Source organism: Pseudomonas khorasanensis, assembly GCF_014268505.2.
Lineage (GTDB): Bacteria > Pseudomonadota > Gammaproteobacteria > Pseudomonadales > Pseudomonadaceae > Aquipseudomonas > Aquipseudomonas khorasanensis.
In genome coordinates, this window is record NZ_JABWQP020000002.1 from 444229 (window position 1) to 461702 (window position 17474).

Genomic DNA, 17474 nt, shown 5'->3' on the forward strand with positions numbered 1-17474 from the left:
GCTTGGCGGCAAGGCCGGGCACAAAACTGTCCTTACAATCCCCTCATCGCTCGCCAGTTCCAGGCGGGTGTTCCTCTTCAGGAGACTCCGATGTCCGTTGAGCACGCTGCGGTACAACGCGCCGATTTCGACCAGGTAATGGTTCCCAACTACGCGCCTGCCGCTTTCATTCCGGTGCGTGGCGCCGGTTCCCGGGTCTGGGATCAGGCCGGCCGCGAGCTGATCGACTTCGCCGGCGGGATTGCCGTCAACGTATTGGGCCATGCGCATCCGGCGCTGGTCGGTGCCTTGACCGAACAGGCGAACAAGCTGTGGCACGTGTCCAACGTGTTCACCAACGAACCGGCGCTGCGCCTGGCACACAAGCTGATCGACGCCACGTTTGCCGAGCGCGTGTTCTTCTGCAACTCCGGCGCCGAAGCCAACGAGGCCGCCTTCAAGCTGGCCCGTCGCGTTGCGTTCGACCGTTTCGGTACCGAGAAATACGAAATCATCGCCGCGCTGAACAGCTTCCACGGCCGCACCCTGTTCACCGTCAACGTCGGTGGGCAGTCGAAGTACTCCGATGGTTTCGGCCCGAAAATCACCGGCATCACCCACGTTCCGTACAACGATCTGGCCGCGCTGAAAGCTGCGGTGTCCGAGAAGACCTGTGCGGTCGTGCTCGAACCTATCCAGGGCGAGGGCGGTGTGCTCCCGGCTGAGCTGGCGTACCTGCAAGGTGCCCGCGAGCTGTGCGACGCGAACAACGCGCTGCTGGTGTTCGATGAAGTGCAAACCGGCATGGGCCGCAGCGGCAAGCTGTTCGCCTACCAGCATTACGGCGTGACCCCGGACATCCTCACCAGCGCCAAGAGCCTGGGCGGCGGTTTCCCGATCGCGGCCATGCTGACCACCGAAGCACTGGCCAAACATCTGGTCGTCGGTACCCACGGCACCACGTACGGCGGCAACCCGCTGGCGTGTGCGGTGGCCGAAGCGGTGATCGACGTGATCAACACCCCTGAAGTGTTGAACGGCGTTAACGCCAAGCACGACAAATTCAAGACCCGCCTGCAACAGATCGGCGAGAAATATGGCCTGTTCACCCAGGTGCGTGGCCTCGGTCTGCTGATCGGTTGCGTGCTGAGCGAAGCCTGGAAAGGCAAGGCCAAGGACATTTTCAACGCCGCTGAACAGGAAGGCCTGATGATTCTGCAGGCGGGCCCGGACGTGATCCGTTTCGCCCCGAGCCTGGTGGTGGAAGATGCCGATATCGATGCCGGCCTGGACCGCTTCGAACGTGCCGCAGCAAAGTTGACGCAAGCCTGATAGACCGTTCGACGCCTGAGCATCGTTCAGGCGCCGAACCCAAATTTTGATACCGGGCGAGTTTCCAAGTGGGAGCGAGCCTGCTCGCGAACAGGAAGTGTCAGTCGCCAACCGTGCAGACTGATACATCGCTTTGGCGAGCAGGCTCGCTCCCACAGTTTCCGGTGTTTTTTCTGTGAATATTGAAGAGAAAAGGAGTGACACCATGCTGGTGATGCGCCCTGCGCAAATGGCTGATCTGGGCGAGGTACAGCGTCTGGCTGCGGACAGCCCGATTGGTGTCACTTCCTTGCCGGATGACGTGGAACGCCTGAGCGACAAGATCGCCGCGAGCGAAGCCTCGTTTGCCGCCGAAGTGAGCTTTAACGGTGAAGAAAGCTATTTCTTCGTCCTCGAAGACTCCACCACCGGAAAGCTTGTGGGCTGCTCGGCGATCGTCGCGTCGGCCGGCTATTCCGAGCCGTTCTACAGCTTTCGCAACGAGACCTTCGTGCATGCGTCCCGCGAGCTGAAGATCCACAACAAGATCCACGTGCTCTCGCAGTGCCATGACCTGACCGGCAACAGCTTGCTGACCAGTTTCTACGTGCAGCGCGAATTGGTCGGTTCGCCGTGGTCGGAACTCAATTCCCGTGGTCGCCTGCTGTTCGTCGCCAGTCATCCCGAGCGCTTCGCCGATTCGGTCGTGACCGAGATCGTCGGGTACAGCGACGAGAATGGCGACTCACCGTTCTGGGACGCCATCGGTCGCAACTTCTTCGACCTCAACTACGCCGAAGCCGAGCGCCTGTGCGGGCTGAAAAGCCGCACGTTCCTCGCCGAGCTGATGCCGCATTACCCGATCTACGTGCCGCTGCTGCCCGATTCCGCTCAAGAAGCGATGGGCCAGGTGCACCCGCGCGCGCAGATCACCTTTGACATCCTGATGCGCGAAGGCTTCGAGACCGATCACTACATCGACATTTTCGACGGTGGCCCGACCCTGCATGCGCGCGTTTCGGGGATCCGTTCGATCGCCCAGAGCCGCGTGGTGCCGGTGAAGATTGGCGAGCCGGTCAAAGGTGCCGGTCGCCAGTATCTGGTGGCCAACGCGCAGTTGCAGGATTACCGCGCGGTGTTGCTGGAACTGGACTACGCGCCGGGCAAACCGGTGACACTGGACATGGAAGCGGCCGAAGCCCTGGGCGTCGGTGAAGGCGCCAGCGTGCGCCTGGTGGCGGTTTAACGCCTTAGCGAGTTTCACGGGTGGCGAAAGCGGCCCGTTTGAGGAGATAGCATGATTGTTCGTCCCGTACGCAGCAGCGATTTGTCCGCGCTGATCGACCTGGCCCGCAGCACCGGCACCGGCCTGACCACTTTGCCGGCCAACGAAGAGCGCCTGACCCATCGGGTCGGCTGGGCCGAGAAGACCTTTCGCGGCGAAGCCGGGCGTGGCGACGCGGACTATTTGTTCGTGCTCGAAGACGATGACGGCCGCGTGGTGGGAATCTCCGCCATCGCCGGCGCGGTCGGTCTGCGCGAGCCCTGGTACAACTTCCGCGTCGGCCTGACCGTCAGCGCCTCGCAGGAGCTGAACATCTACCGCGAAATTCCGACACTGTTCCTGGCCAACGACCTGACCGGCAATTCCGAGCTGTGCTCGCTGTTTCTGCACGCCGATTACCGCAACGGCCTTAACGGTCGCATGCTGTCGAAGGCGCGCATGCTGTTCATCGCAGAGTTCCCCGAGCTGTTCGGCAACAAGATCATCGCCGAGATGCGTGGCGTATCGGATGAAGCCGGGCGTTCGCCGTTCTGGGAAAGCCTGGGTCGGCATTTCTTCAAGATGGAATTCAGCCAGGCCGATTACCTGACCGGCGTCGGCAACAAGGCGTTCATCGCTGAACTGATGCCGAAATTCCCGTTGTACACCTGCTTCCTGTCACCGGACGCGCGCAACGTGATCGGTCAGGTTCACCCGGACACCGAGCCGGCGCTGGCCATGCTCAAGAGCGAAGGTTTCAGCTATCAGGGTTATGTCGACATTTTCGACGCCGGCCCGGCGATTGAATGCGAAACCAGCAAGATCCGCGCGGTACGTGACAGCGAAGCACTGGTGCTGGCCGTCGGCACACCGGGCGATGACGCCACGCCGTTCATCATCCATAACCGCAAGCGCGAGGATTGCCGCATCACCGCTGCGCCGGCGCGTCTGGCCGCCGGCACGCTGGTGGTCGATCCGCAGACCGCCAAACGTCTTCAACTCAGCGCCGGCGATCAAGTTCGCGCCGTGGCGTTGTCCGCTGCACGGGAGTCGAAATAATGAATTCGCTATACATCGCAGGTGAGTGGCTGGCCGGTCAGGGCGAGGCGTTCCAATCGCTGAACCCGGTGACCCAGCAAGTGCTGTGGTCGGGGGAGGGCGCTACCGCCGCTCAGGTCGAATCCGCCGTGCAGGCCGCGCGTCAGGCGTTTCCGGGGTGGGCACGTCGCACCCTTGAAGAACGCATCAGCGTGCTCGAAGCCTTCGCCGCTGCGTTGAAAAATCACGCTGACGAACTGGCCCGCACCATCGGCGAGGAAACCGGCAAACCGCTGTGGGAAGCCGCGACCGAAGTGACCAGCATGGTCAACAAGATTGCGATCTCGGTGCAGAGCTACCGCGAGCGTACCGGCGAGAAGAGCGGCCCGCTGGGCGACGCCACCGCCGTGTTGCGACACAAGCCGCACGGCGTTGTGGCGGTGTTCGGTCCTTATAACTTCCCGGGGCATTTGCCTAACGGCCATATCGTTCCGGCGCTGCTGGCCGGTAACAGCGTGCTGTTCAAACCCAGCGAACTGACACCGAAAGTCGCCGAGCTGACGGTCAAGTGCTGGATCGAGGCCGGTCTGCCGGCCGGCGTGCTGAACCTGCTACAAGGCGCTCGCGAAACCGGCGTCGCCCTGGCGGCGAATCCCGGCATCGACGGTCTGTTCTTCACTGGTTCGAGCCGCACGGGCAATCACTTGCATCAGCAATTTGCCGGTCGCCCGGACAAGATTCTTGCGCTGGAAATGGGCGGCAACAACCCGCTGGTGGTCGATGAAGTCGCTGATCTCGATGCAGCGGTTTACACGATCATTCAGTCGGCGTTCATTTCTGCCGGCCAGCGTTGCACTTGCGCCCGTCGTCTGCTGGTGCCGCAAGGCGCGTGGGGCGACAGCCTGCTCAAGCGGCTGGTTGAAGTCAGCGCGGCGATTGAAGTCGGTGCGTTCGACCAGCAGCCGGCGCCGTTCATGGGCTCGGTGATTTCCCTTGGCGCGGCCAAAGCGCTGATGGATGCCCAGGAGCAGTTGCTGGCCAACGGCGCGGTATCGTTGCTGGCAATGACCCAGCCGCAGGCTCAGTCGGCATTGCTCACGCCGGGCATTCTCGATGTCACCGCAGTGGCCGAACGTCCGGATGAAGAACTGTTCGGGCCGTTGCTGCAAGTCATTCGCTACTCCGATTTCGCAGCGGCGATCACCGAAGCCAATAACACTGCCTATGGCTTGGCTGCCGGTCTGCTTTCGGATTCCGAAGCGCGTTACCAGCAGTTCTGGCTGGAAAGCCGCGCCGGTATCGTCAACTGGAACAAACAACTGACCGGCGCCGCGAGCAGCGCGCCCTTCGGCGGCGTCGGCGCTTCAGGCAACCACCGCGCCAGTGCCTATTACGCGGCGGATTACTGCGCGTATCCGGTCGCGTCGCTGGAAACACCGAGTCTGGTGATGCCATCGGCCCTTACGCCTGGCGTGAAAATGGCGTAATGCCCATTCGCGAGCAGGCTCGCTCCCACAGGTTCAGTGGTGTTCACACATTTTGTGTCCAACCTGAATCCTGTGGGAGCGAGCCTGCTCGCGAAGGCCGCGCCTCGGTCGCAAAGAATAGTTACTGAAGCCTATAACAACAGATTCTCGTGGAGCCTCGCTGATGAAATCCTATGAAGTCAATTTTGACGGTCTAGTGGGGCCGACCCATAACTACGGTGGTCTGTCCTACGGCAACGTTGCGTCCCAGAGCAACAGCCAGCAATCCTCGAACCCCAGGGAAGCGGCGCTGCAAGGTCTGGCGAAAATGAAAGCGCTGATGGACATGGGCTTTCAGCAAGGCGTACTCGCTCCGCAAGAACGCCCGGACGTAGCCGCTCTGCGCCGTCTGGGTTTCGGCGGTACCGACGCGCAGGTTATCGAGCGTGCCGCCAAGGAAGCCATGCCGCTGCTGGTCGCCAGTTGCTCGGCGTCTAGCATGTGGGTGGCCAACGCCGCCACGGTCAGTCCGAGCGCCGATACCGCTGACGGTCGCGTGCATTTCACCGCCGCCAACCTCAACTGCAAGTACCACCGCAGCATTGAGCACCCGACCACCAGCCGCGTGCTCGGCGCGATGTTTGCTGATCAGCAGCACTTTGCCCATCACGCCGCGTTGCCGGCGGTGGCGCAATTCGGCGACGAAGGTGCAGCCAACCACACGCGTTTCTGCCGTGAGTACGGCGAGGCAGGCGTCGAGTTTTTTGTTTTTGGCCGCAGTGCTTTCGACAACCGCTACCCGGCGCCGCAAAAATACCCGGCGCGCCAGACCCTCGAAGCCTCGCAAGCCGTGGCTCGCCTGCATGGTCTGCGTGAGGACGGCGTGGTCTACGCGCAGCAGAACCCGAACGTGATCGATCAGGGCGTGTTTCACAACGACGTGATCGCCGTCGGTAACGGCGAGGTGCTGTTCTATCACGAGGACGCGTTCCTCGAGACCGAACAGATGCTGGCCGAACTGCAAGGCAAGCTGGCCAGGGCGGGTGGCAACTTCCAGTCGATCTGCGTGCCGCGTTCGGCGGTCAGCGTGGACGACGCGGTGCGTTCGTACCTGTTCAACAGCCAGCTGCTGTCGCGCCCTGACGGTTCGATGTTGTTGATCGTGCCGCAGGAATGTCAGGCCAACGAGCGCGTCTGGGCTTACCTGCAAAGCCTGACCAGCTCCGGCGGTCTGATCCGCGAAGTGAAGGTCTTCGACCTCAAGCAAAGCATGCAGAACGGTGGCGGCCCGGCGTGTCTGCGTCTGCGCGTGGCGCTTAACGAAACTGAACTGGCGGCGGTCAACCCAGGCGTTATCATGACGGCCCCGTTGTACGGTTCGTTGACCGCATGGGTTGAAAAGCACTACCGCGACCGCCTGAGCGAAACCGATCTGGCGGACCCGCAGTTGCTGCTTGAATGCCGGACGGCACTGGATGAACTGACGCAAATCCTTAAACTGGGCGCGGTTTATCCATTCCAGATCAATTGATGGCTGGCGCGTTGCCTGAACGCGACGCGCGGCTTGTCTCCCCAAGAGAGTAAAAACATGAGCGATTCCCTGCAGCTGATCCTTGAAGACACCGACGGCACGCAACTGCAAACCTCGTGCACCCGCGTCGCGGTCATGTGGCAAGGCAAAGAGCTGTGGATCCAGCAGGACGGCCGTGGCCAGCTATTGATCGGCGTGGACGTGGAAGAAGGTGACGCTGAATACGCCAACCTGCTGCTGCGCCCATTGGCGACTAATCTGGTAAGTCTGCAACTGGAAATGGAACCGGCCGAAGTCGGCGACGACGAAGACCACGTGCACGGCCCGGATTGCAACCACGACCATTAAGGAAACCGCTCTATGCTCGCCCTCGGCAAACTGCTTGAACTGACCCTCGCCGGCCGCGAACCGGCGGAGAAGACTCAACTGACTGTCGAAGGCGTGCGCATGCGCTGGTTGAGCGAGGGTGCGCTGGAAGTCCGGCCACCCGAAGCGCGTGACAATGGCCTGGACCTGCTGCTGTCGGCGGGCATCCACGGCAACGAAACAGCCCCGATCGAGTTGCTCGACCGGTTGCTGCATGACATCGCTCGCGGCGATCTGAAGCCGCGCGCACGCATTCTGTTTCTGTTCGGCAACCCGGAAGCGATTCGCAAAGGCGAGCGTTTTGTCGAGCAGGACGTCAATCGGCTGTTCAACGGCCGTCACGAACAAAGCAGCGGCAGCGAAGCATTACGTGCCTGTGAGCTGGAGCGATTGGCGGCAAGTTTCTTCAGCAAGCCGGATCGCCAGCGTTTGCATTACGACCTGCACACCGCCATTCGCGGCTCGAAGATCGAGCAGTTCGCCCTGTATCCATGGAAGGAAGGTCGGCAACATTCCCGTCGTGAACTGGCGCGTCTGCGCGCTGCCGGGATGGAAGCGGTGTTGCTGCAGAACAAACCGTCGATCGTGTTCAGTTCGTACACCTACGACAAGCTCGATGCCGAGGCTTTTACCCTGGAACTGGGCAAGGCTCGGCCGTTCGGGGATAACGACGGCGTCAACGTATCGCTCCTCGAAACCCGCTTGAAGCAGATTATCGACGGCACGGAACCGGATGTGGCCGAAGACGGCCTGGAGGGTTTGCAGTTGTTCAGCGTGGCGCGGGAAATCATCAAGCACAGCGATGCGTTCCGGCTGAACCTGCCGCAGGACATCGAGAATTTCTCCGAGCTGGAAGTGGGTTACGTGCTGGCCGAGGATCTGGCGAATACGCGCTGGGTCATCGAAGAGCAGGGCGCTCGCATCATCTTCCCCAACCCCAAGGTCAAGAACGGCTTGCGTGCGGGCATCCTCATTGTCCCGACCACCGACGAAAACCTCGCCTGACGTTCCGGTTAACGCAAACCACTGTGGGAGCGAGCCTGCTCGCGAATGCTGACTTTCTGCCAACATCTATGGTGGCCGACACAGCGCCTTCCCGAGCAGGCTCGCTCCCACATTTGAATCTGGGTGGGGCATGAATCCCCACCCAGCCTGGTGCAGTCAGATCGCTACCGCACGAGGCTCGGTACGGCGCAGTGCGCGAATTTTCTGCAGCGTATCCGCGCACGTCCTCGCCGCTTCCTGGCCCTTGTGCACGAAGTGTTCGAAGAAGAATTTCTGATGCTCTTCGCCCGAGTGGAAGTGATGCGGTGTCAGCGACACCGAGAACACTGGCACTTCGGTTTCCAGTTGCACCTGCATCAGGCCACTGACCACCGATTGAGCGACGAACTCGTGACGGTAGATGCCGCCGTCCACTACCAGGGCTGCCGCGACAATGCCGGCATAACGACCGGTCCTGGCCAGCAACTTGGCGTGCAGAGGCATTTCGAAAGCGCCGCCGACTTCGAAGAAATCGATGTCCGATTCCTGATAACCCTGGGCAAGCATTTCGGCGACGAACCCTTTGCGGCTCTGGTCAACGATTTCCTTGTGCCAGCAGGCCTGAATGAACGCGACGCGCTCGCCGTGTGGCTGTTTGCTTTTGCTGTCGATAGCGGTGGGTTGCATGTTCTGACTCCTGTTTGTGTAAAAAACAGGGCGTTATGAATCGAAAGGGATTCAAGGATGCGCGCGCAGGCACGGGTGTCTGCGGACGGCCCTTTGGCGTCAATCCCGTTCTCTCTTCATCCGGACTATGACCGTCGGCCCCGGAATCACACCGGGTCTGCTGACCTTGCCGTCGCCATCGCCGAAGCGGTGCGCATCGCCAAGCGCTCGCGGGCTATACGCATTGCGCGCAATTACCGCCGGTGGGGAATTGCACCCCGCCCTGAGAACGTTTGTGCCGCCCATAGGCGGGCGGCGGCAAGTTTGTAACACATATTTTCCTGAGTTGCACAGGCCTTGTGGGAGCGAGCCTGCTCGCGAAAGCGGATTCAAATTCAACACATTTGCTGACTGTTACTGCGTCTTCGCGAGCAGGCTCGCTCCCACATGGATTGTGCTTTTTCCCGAGGACGGTGTTTTTCCTTGTTCAAGGGTTGATTAATCTGTGCGATGACCGCAGTAATCACCGGCAAAGGGATTTCCCCTGCTGACTTGAGGCCAGGTTCATGAGCGTTATCGATCTTCGCAGCGACACCGTCACTCAACCGACCACCGCCATGCTCGACGCAATGACCGCGGCGGACACTGGCGATGACGTCTATGGCGAAGATCCGACGGTCAATCGACTGGAGGCTGAACTGGCGAGTCGCCTGGGGTTCGCGGCGGCGCTGTTCGTGCCGACCGGGACCATGAGCAATCTGCTGGGCTTGATGGCGCACTGCGAGCGCGGCGACGAGTACATCGTCGGCCAGCAGGCGCACACCTACAAATACGAGGGCGGCGGCGCGGCCGTGCTCGGCTCGATCCAGCCACAACCGCTGGAAGTGCAGGCCGACGGTTCGCTGGACCTGGATCAGGTCGCCGCCGCGATCAAGCCTGATGATTTTCACTTCGCCCGTACTCGCCTGCTGGCGCTGGAAAACACCATGCAAGGCAAAGTGCTGCCGCTTGAATATCTGGCCCGGGCGCGCGCGTTCACTCAGGACCATGGCCTGCAGCTGCACCTGGACGGCGCGCGCCTGTACAACGCAGCAGTCAGGCTCGGCGTTGATGCGCGGCAGATTACGCAGTATTTCGACTCGGTGTCGGTGTGCCTGTCCAAGGGCCTCGGCGCGCCGGTCGGCTCGGTCCTGTGCGGTACCGAACAGTTGATCGGCAAGGCGCGGCGATTGCGCAAAATGGTCGGCGGCGGCATGCGTCAGGCCGGGTTGCTCGCGGCGGCAGGGTTGTATGCGCTGGATCACAACGTTGAGCGGCTGGCTGACGACCACGCCAATGCGCAGCGGTTGGCCGATGGTCTGCGTGAGGCCGGTTTCGTCGTCGAACCCGTGCAAACCAACATGGTTTATGTGCAAATGGGCGACAAGGCCGAGGCGCTCAAGGCGTTTGCCGGCGAGCGCGGGATCAAGCTGAGCGCTGCCGCGCGTTTGCGCATGGTCACGCACATGAATGTTGATCGCTCGCAAATCGAGCAAGTGATCGCGACATTCGTCGAGTTTTCACGCAAGTGACCGCGTTAGCCGTCCAATTGACCGTTTCTATCGTATAAACACGCTGTACCCCGCGCGCAGGGCCGATATAATGCGGCCCTTTGCCGTCGCTTCGTCTGTAGACGTTTCGAACAGGCCTTTGGCCGCAGCCTCCGTGGAAGAACCTAATGAAAAGCGCAGAAATCCGTGAAGCCTTCCTTCGCTTCTTCGAAGAGCAAGGCCACACCCGTGTAGCCTCCAGCTCTTTGATTCCGGGCAACGACCCAACCCTGCTGTTCACCAACGCGGGGATGAACCAGTTCAAGGACTGCTTCCTGGGCCAGGAAAAGCGCGCGTACACCCGCGCCACCAGCAGCCAGAAGTGCGTGCGCGCCGGCGGTAAGAACAGTGACCTGGAGAACGTTGGTTATACCGCGCGTCACCACACGTTCTTCGAAATGCTCGGTAACTTCAGCTTCGGCGACTACTTCAAGCATGACGCGATCACCTTCGCCTGGACCTTCCTGACCGGCGTTCTGAAACTGCCGAAGGAAAAACTCTGGGTCACCGTCTACGCCACCGATGACGAAGCGTATGACATCTGGACCCAGAAGATTGGCGTGCCGGCCGAGCGCATGATTCGCATCGGCGACAACAAGGGCGCGCCTTACGCGTCCGACAACTTCTGGACCATGGGCGACACCGGCCCGTGCGGCCCGTGCACCGAGATTTTCTACGATCACGGCGATCACATCTGGGGTGGCCCGCCGGGTTCGCCGGAAGAAGATGGTGATCGTTACATCGAGATCTGGAACAACGTGTTCATGCAATTCAACCGCACCGCCGACGGCGTGTTGCATCCGTTGCCAGCCCCTTCGGTGGACACCGGCATGGGCCTGGAGCGGATCAGTGCGGTGATGCAGCACGTCAATTCCAACTATGACATCGACCTGTTCAAGAACCTGCTGAAGGCTTCGGCTGAAGCGATCGGCTGCGAAAATGGCGATCAGTCTTCGCTCAAAGTGGTGTCCGATCACATCCGTTCCTGCGGTTTCCTGATTGCCGACGGCGTGCTGCCGTCTAACGAAGGTCGCGGTTACGTGCTGCGCCGGATCATCCGTCGCGCCTGCCGTCACGGCAACAAGCTTGGCGCCACCGGCAGCTTCTTCTACAAGATCGTCGCGGCGCTGGTTGCCGAGATGGGCGAAGCGTTTCCGGAACTGAAGAAGCAGCAAAGCAACATCGAGCGCGTGCTCAAGGCTGAAGAAGAACAGTTCTCCAAGACCCTGGAGCACGGCCTGAAGATTCTGGAACAGGATCTTCTGGAACTGGAAGGCACCGTGGTGCCGGGCGACGTGGTGTTCAAGCTCTACGACACTTACGGTTTCCCGATGGACCTGACCGCCGACATCGCCCGCGAGCGCGGCCTGACCGTCGACGAAGCCGGTTTCGAACGTGAAATGGAAGCCCAGCGTGTTCGCGCGCGATCGGCCAGTTCGTTCGGTCTGGACTACAACACCCTGGTCAAGGTTGACGTGGCCACCGAGTTCACCGGTTACGCAGGCACCAGCGGTTCGGCGAAGATTGTCGCCCTTTATAAGGATGGTCAGTCGGTCGATGTCTTGAGCGAAGGCCAGGAGGGCGTGATTGTCCTCGACCGCACGCCGTTCTACGCCGAGTCCGGCGGCCAGATCGGTGACTGCGGTGTCATCCAGGCCGGCAACAGCCGCTTCGACGTGCGTGACACCACCAAAACCGGCGGCGCGTTCCTGCACCACGGCGTGCTGGCGTCGGGCAGCCTGATCATTGGCGCGCCTGTGGAAACTCACGTCGAGGCTGACCTGCGTCACGCGACCGCGTTGAACCACTCGGCCACCCATTTGCTGCACGCGGCGCTGCGCAAGGTACTGGGCGATCACGTTCAGCAGAAAGGCTCGCTGGTCGACAGTCAGCGCCTGCGCTTTGACTTCAGCCACTTTGAAGCGATCAAGCCTGAGCAGTTGAAGCAACTGGAAGACATCGTCAACGCCGAGATCCGCAAGAACTCGGCCGTTGAGACCGAAGAAACCGACATCGAAACCGCGAAGAACAAAGGCGCCATGGCGCTGTTCGGCGAGAAGTACGGCGACAACGTGCGCGTGCTGAGCATGGGCGGCGACTTCTCCGTCGAGCTCTGCGGTGGTATCCACGCCAACCGTACCGGCGACATCGGCCTGCTGAAAATCATCAGCGAAGGCGGTGTGGCCTCGGGCGTGCGTCGTATCGAGGCGGTCACCGGTGCCGCTGCACTGGCGTACTTGAATGCTGCAGAAGAACAACTCAAGGAAGCGGCCAGCCTGGTCAAGGGCAGCCGCGACAATCTGATCGACAAGCTCTCGGCCGTGCTTGAGCGCAACCGTCTGCTGGAGAAACAAATCGAGCAGCTGCAAGCCAAGGCTGCCAGCGCTGCGGGCGACGATCTGTCGGCCTCGGCACTGGACGTCAAAGGCGTGAAGGTTCTCGCTGCACGTCTGGATGGTCAGGACGGCAAGGCGCTGCTGGCGCTGGTCGATCAGCTGAAAAACAAACTCGGCCGCGCAGTGATCCTGCTCGGCGGTGTCCATGAGGAAAAGGTCGTACTGGTTGCAGGCGTAACCAAGGACCTGACTGGCCAACTCAAAGCCGGTGATTTAATGAAGCAGGCTGCTGCGGCAGTGGGCGGGAAGGGCGGTGGTCGTCCGGACATGGCGCAGGGCGGCGGTGTTGATGCCGGCGCGCTGGATGGCGCACTGGCACTGACCGTTCCATTCGTCGAGCAAGCTTTATAAGACGGCTCGTCGGGTCCGCCGTCCAATGGCGGGCCTGGCGACTGTTCGAGTGATTATTGGGCGCCCTTCATGGGCAGAGGCGGCTTTGAAATGGCTTTGATCGTACAGAAATTTGGAGGCACCTCGGTCGGCACTGTCGAGAGAATCGAGCAGGTCGCCGACAAGGTTAAGAAATTCCGCGATGCCGGCGATGACCTGGTGGTTGTGCTGTCTGCAATGAGCGGCGAAACCAACCGTCTGATCGATCTGGCCAAGCAAATCAGTGGCGACGCACAACCGGTTCCGCGTGAACTGGACGTGATCGTTTCCACCGGTGAGCAGGTGACGATTGCCCTGTTGGCCATGGCGCTGATCAAGCGCGGTGTGCCGGCGGTGTCGTACACCGGTAATCAGGTGCGGATTCTGACGGACAGTGCGCACAATAAAGCGCGTATCTTGCAGATTGATGACCAGAAGATTCGCGGTGACCTGAAAGCCGGTCGCGTGGTGGTTGTCGCCGGTTTCCAGGGCGTCGACGAGCACGGCAACATCACCACCCTCGGTCGTGGCGGTTCCGATACGACTGGCGTGGCGTTGGCGGCAGCGCTGAAGGCTGACGAATGCCAGATCTACACCGACGTCGACGGTGTTTACACCACCGATCCGCGTGTGGTGCCAGTCGCTCAGCGTCTGGACAAGATCACGTTCGAAGAGATGCTGGAAATGGCCAGCCTCGGTTCCAAGGTGTTGCAGATCCGGGCGGTGGAATTCGCCGGCAAGTACAACGTTCCGCTGCGCGTACTGCACAGCTTCAAGGAGGGTCCGGGCACCCTCATTACTATTGATGAAGAGGAAACCATGGAACAGCCGATCATTTCCGGCATCGCTTTCAATCGCGATGAAGCCAAGCTGACCATCCGTGGTGTACCAGACACCCCGGGCGTGGCATTCAAGATTCTCGGCCCGATCAGTGCCGCGAACATTGAAGTCGACATGATCGTGCAGAACGTCGCGCACGATAACACCACCGACTTCACCTTCACCGTGCACCGCAACGACTATCAGGCCGCACAGACTGTGTTGGAAAACACCGCTCGCGAAATCGGTGCCCGTGAAGTCGTGGGCGACACCAAGATTGCCAAGGTATCGATCGTCGGCGTTGGCATGCGCTCGCACGCAGGCGTAGCCAGCCGCATGTTCGAATCCCTGGCGAAAGAAAGCATCAACATTCAGATGATCTCGACCTCGGAAATCAAGGTGTCCGTGGTCATCGAAGAGAAGTATCTGGAGTTGGCCGTGCGCGCTCTGCACACGGCTTTCGAACTGGATGCTCCGGCCCGTCAGGGCGAGTAATTCCAATTCCTGAAGGGCGCGGTCTGACCGCGCCCTTTATTTTTGAATGGCACGGGCGCTGGACTGTTCTTTTGCTCGCGCTGGTCAATACTCAGGCATGTAGGGCTACGATCGCTCCGGTTGTAGGTCGGGTGCCTTTTTTTTGCAGACTGTTGTCCCTGAACTGAATGGCGTAAGGAGAAAGGTATGCTGATTCTGACTCGTCGGTGCGCGGAAAGCCTGATTATCGGTGATGGCGAAATCACCGTGACCGTGCTCGGCGTCAAAGGAAACCAGGTGCGTATCGGCGTCAACGCTCCGAAGGAGGTTGCCGTGCACCGTGAGGAAATTTACCTGCGTATAAAGAAAGAGAAGGACGACGAACCAAGCCATTAATTTTTATCGATTTTTATGTTTGCAAACGGGGAAGAAGCTGGTTAATATACGCCCCGTGTTGCGGAGAGCTGGCCGAGTGGCCGAAGGCGCTCCCCTGCTAAGGGAGTACACCTCAAAAGGGTGTCGGGGGTTCGAATCCCCCGTTCTCCGCCATTATTTGCTTAGTACGTCGTAATCTGGCTTCTTCGGTAAGTTGTTGAAATTACTAGAAAAAGTGTTTGACATAGAGATTAGACGGCCTATAATGCGCGGCAACAAATGCACTCGTAGCTCAGCTGGATAGAGTACTCGGCTACGAACCGAGCGGTCACAGGTTCGAATCCTGTCGAGTGCACCATTTAAGAGTTATTTGCTGTAAGGTGAATAACTCGGCTTCAGCCAGTTGTGGTCTGGTTTAAAAACACAAAATGCACTCGTAGCTCAGCTGGATAGAGTACTCGGCTACGAACCGAGCGGTCACAGGTTCGAATCCTGTCGAGTGCACCATATACCAAGAAGCCCGCGTTTAACGCGGGCTTTTTGCTGTCCGGGATTTGGCTTTTCCTTTCACGCAGCCTCTCTCATCAAAATCAATTTGAGCACTGCGGCCTCGCTTGAGGTCGTAACGATAGCTAGTGGTCGACGTACGCGTGTTGATCTTGTCCGGTTTACCCAGCGCACTTTCGACATCCCGCTGGCTCATCCCGGCAATGATCCGCCGATTAATGATCGCTTCTCGCCGCTGTCTGCTGTCGATCAGATTGCCGCATTGGTCTTCGGTGCGGCCGACAATGCCGGGTTCTCGCCCCTTGTTTTTTATGCCTGTCACAGCTTCGTGGTTGGCCTGCGGCATGATCGCGACCCAGCCTGGAGAGTAGGGGTGAACCTCCTGAACGGAACGGTGCTCTCCGCTCGCGCAACTCATGCTTGTAAATGTGACGCTGCCGTCTGCCGCTTCGCAACGATGGAGCGTGGTGGATGCGTCCGCAAGCGCCAGGGGCAGCAGGGCGGTCAGCATGAAAAGGGCTGGTTTAGATGGCATTCGATGTCCTCCATGACGATCTAGCTCAAGGGTAGACGCTACTTTTCCCGTCGCCGGTGTGTTTTCTTTTCAGGATGAGTCGTCGCATTTGCATGGATCAGGAAAGCGCTCAGGTTTGTTTCGCAAGCGCTTGTTTCAGCCGTGATTTTTTAACGTTTCAACCGTCAGGCGTGTATCATTGCGCCCGTCAGCCCCGCCGGGGCTTATGGAAAACCTCCATGGACTTACCCAGTAGTTGTTCAGTACCCCGTTTTACCAATCATGAATTGACTGATTGATCCTTCCGGCGTGCCCCGCTGCTGGGAGTGGAGTTCGCCTATGTCTGAAATCGAAGTAAAGAAAACACAGGAAAGCCTGCAGGACCGCCTGGCTCAGGTCGTCGAGCTGCTGCAGCGCCAACGTGTCGTTGAAGACCTGACTCATCGCCAGGAAGGTCCGCACCACGACCGGGTCGAAAACCTGGTTCACCGGCAAAATCTCGTCGAGCTGCAACGCAAGCTCGATGATTTGCACTCCGCCGACGTCGCCTACATTCTCGAAGCCTTGCCGCTGGACGATCGTCTGACGCTCTGGCAGCTGGTCAAGGCTGATCGCGACGGCGACATCCTTCTCGAAGTGTCCGACTCCGTCCGAGAAACGCTGATCGCCGACATGGACGATCATGAGCTCCTGGCTGCCGCCAAGGACATGGACGCCGACGAACTCGCTGACCTGGCCTCCGAGCTGCCGCGAGACGTCGTCCATGAGCTGATGGAGAGTCTGGATAACCAGCAGCGCGAACGCGTCCGGTCGGCCCTGTCCTACGACGAGGATCAGGTCGGTGCGCTGATGGACTTCGAGATGGTGACCATCCGCGAGGACGTCAGCCTTGAAGTGGTTCTGCGTTACCTGCGCCGCCTGAAAGAGCTTCCCGGTCATACCGACAAGTTGTTCGTGGTCGATTACGACGGCGTGCTCAAAGGCGTACTGCCGATCAAGCGCCTGCTGGTAAACGATCCGGACAAGCAGGTCGCCGAAGTGATGGCCAGCGATCCGGTGAGCTTCCATCCGGACGAAGATGCCTACGACGCTGCTCAGGCGTTCGAGCGTTATGACTTGATTTCGGCGCCGGTGGTCGACAAGAACGGCAAGCTGATCGGCCGTCTGACCATCGACGAAATGGTCGACCTGATTCGTGAGGAAAGTGAAAGCGAAGTCCTCAACATGGCCGGTCTGCGCGAAGAGGAAGATATCTTCGCGTCGGTGTGGAAATCCCTGCGTAACCGTTGGGCATGGCTGGCGGTCAATTTGATCACCGCGTTTGTCGCATCGCGGGTGATTGGCCTGTTTGAAGGGTCGATCGAAAAACTGGTTGCGTTGGCGGCGCTGATGCCAATCGTGGCGGGTATTGGCGGCAACTCCGGCAACCAGACCATCACCATGATCGTGCGCGCCATGGCGCTGGACCAGGTCAGCACCGGCAACACCTCGCGCCTGATGCGCAAAGAGTTGGCAGTTGGCTTGATCAACGGCCTGGTCTGGGGTGGGGTGATTGGCGTGGTCGCGTATCTGCTTTACGGCAGTTGGTCGTTGGGCGTGGTCATGACGGCGGCAATGACGCTTAACCTGCTGCTCGCGGCATTGATGGGCGTGTTGATCCCGATGACGCTGGCGAAGATGGGGCGTGACCCGGCCATGGGCGCCAGTGTGATGATCACTGCGATGACCGACAGCGGTGGCTTCTTTATCTTCCTGGGGTTGGCGACAATCTTCCTGCTCTGATCTGCTGTAATGAAAAAGCCCGTCAAATCGACGGGCTTTTTTGT

The 17474-nt window shown here is 60.0% G+C and carries 14 protein-coding genes, 3 tRNA genes and 1 riboswitch; of the genes, 15 read left to right on the forward strand and 2 right to left on the reverse strand.

The genetic code is table 11. The annotated features are described in order from the left end of the window. The first annotated feature begins 90 nt into the window (after positions 1-90). The 7 genes from HU727_RS08105 (at position 91) to astE (ending at position 7960) form a co-directional block, all read left to right on the forward strand. On the forward strand, positions 91-1311 hold the full coding sequence (locus HU727_RS08105) for an aspartate aminotransferase family protein (protein ID WP_186529822.1): 1221 nt from the start codon (positions 91-93) through the stop codon (positions 1309-1311). 205 nt (positions 1312-1516) lie between these two features. Then, positions 1517-2536: an arginine/ornithine succinyltransferase subunit alpha gene (gene aruF / locus HU727_RS08110; protein ID WP_186529820.1), complete on the forward strand. Its 1020-nt coding sequence runs from the start codon at positions 1517-1519 to the stop codon at positions 2534-2536. 51 nt (positions 2537-2587) lie between these two features. After that, on the forward strand, positions 2588-3613 hold the full coding sequence (gene astA / locus HU727_RS08115; RefSeq protein ID WP_186529818.1) for an arginine N-succinyltransferase: 1026 nt from the start codon (positions 2588-2590) through the stop codon (positions 3611-3613). Continuing rightward, positions 3610-5079 (forward strand): succinylglutamate-semialdehyde dehydrogenase, encoded by a 1470-nt coding sequence (gene astD, locus HU727_RS08120; RefSeq protein WP_186530577.1) that lies wholly within the window; start codon positions 3610-3612, stop codon positions 5077-5079. Before astA ends, astD begins: the two co-directional genes overlap by 4 nt. Before the next feature lie 163 nt (positions 5080-5242). After that, positions 5243-6589 (forward strand): N-succinylarginine dihydrolase, encoded by a 1347-nt coding sequence (gene astB, locus HU727_RS08125; RefSeq protein ID WP_186529816.1) that lies wholly within the window; start codon positions 5243-5245, stop codon positions 6587-6589. A gap of 57 nt (positions 6590-6646) precedes the next feature. After that, the gene (locus HU727_RS08130) at positions 6647-6937 is read left to right on the forward strand and encodes a topoisomerase II (RefSeq protein ID WP_095137121.1); all 291 of its coding nucleotides are present in this window, start codon (positions 6647-6649) and stop codon (positions 6935-6937) included. A 12-nt stretch (positions 6938-6949) separates the two neighbouring features. Further along, positions 6950-7960 carry a succinylglutamate desuccinylase gene (gene astE, locus HU727_RS08135; RefSeq protein WP_186529814.1) on the forward strand — a complete coding sequence of 337 codons (1011 nt, stop codon included), beginning with the start codon at positions 6950-6952 and terminating at the stop codon, positions 7958-7960. Between the two features lie 156 nt (positions 7961-8116). On the opposite strand, the gene HU727_RS08140 is transcribed toward astE, so the two are convergent. Continuing rightward, the gene (locus HU727_RS08140) at positions 8117-8626 is read right to left on the reverse strand and encodes a 6,7-dimethyl-8-ribityllumazine synthase (RefSeq protein ID WP_186529812.1); all 510 of its coding nucleotides are present in this window, start codon (positions 8624-8626) and stop codon (positions 8117-8119) included. A gap of 103 nt (positions 8627-8729) precedes the next feature. Continuing rightward, positions 8730-8900, reverse strand: a riboswitch (FMN riboswitch). A gap of 271 nt (positions 8901-9171) precedes the next feature. Here HU727_RS08140 and ltaE point away from each other — a divergent pair. From ltaE to HU727_RS08175, 7 genes are all read left to right on the forward strand, one after another. Next, positions 9172-10176 (forward strand): low-specificity L-threonine aldolase, encoded by a 1005-nt coding sequence (gene ltaE / locus HU727_RS08145; RefSeq protein WP_186529810.1) that lies wholly within the window; start codon positions 9172-9174, stop codon positions 10174-10176. Between the two features lie 146 nt (positions 10177-10322). Then, the gene (alaS, locus tag HU727_RS08150) at positions 10323-12941 is read left to right on the forward strand and encodes an alanine--tRNA ligase (RefSeq protein WP_186529809.1); all 2619 of its coding nucleotides are present in this window, start codon (positions 10323-10325) and stop codon (positions 12939-12941) included. Between the two features lie 90 nt (positions 12942-13031). After that, positions 13032-14273, forward strand: a complete 1242-nt coding sequence (locus tag HU727_RS08155; protein ID WP_003227260.1) for an aspartate kinase — start codon at positions 13032-13034, stop codon at positions 14271-14273. Positions 14274-14459: 186 nt separating this feature from the next. Continuing rightward, the gene (gene csrA / locus HU727_RS08160) at positions 14460-14648 is read left to right on the forward strand and encodes a carbon storage regulator CsrA (protein ID WP_003178872.1); all 189 of its coding nucleotides are present in this window, start codon (positions 14460-14462) and stop codon (positions 14646-14648) included. A 62-nt stretch (positions 14649-14710) separates the two neighbouring features. Beyond that, positions 14711-14801: transfer RNA gene (locus HU727_RS08165), tRNA-Ser, on the forward strand. Positions 14802-14908: 107 nt separating this feature from the next. After that, positions 14909-14985, forward strand: a tRNA-Arg gene (locus HU727_RS08170). A 72-nt stretch (positions 14986-15057) separates the two neighbouring features. Beyond that, positions 15058-15134, forward strand: a tRNA-Arg gene (locus HU727_RS08175). Between the two features lie 19 nt (positions 15135-15153). Here the strand turns inward: HU727_RS08175 and HU727_RS08180 are convergent. Further along, a complete protein-coding gene (locus HU727_RS08180; protein ID WP_186529807.1) occupies positions 15154-15669 on the reverse strand; it encodes a cell envelope protein SmpA in 516 nt (171 codons plus the stop codon). A 318-nt stretch (positions 15670-15987) separates the two neighbouring features. Between HU727_RS08180 and mgtE the strand changes: the two genes are divergently transcribed. Beyond that, positions 15988-17430, forward strand: a complete 1443-nt coding sequence (mgtE, locus tag HU727_RS08185) for a magnesium transporter (protein ID WP_186529805.1) — start codon at positions 15988-15990, stop codon at positions 17428-17430. The last annotated feature ends 44 nt before the right edge of the window (positions 17431-17474 follow it).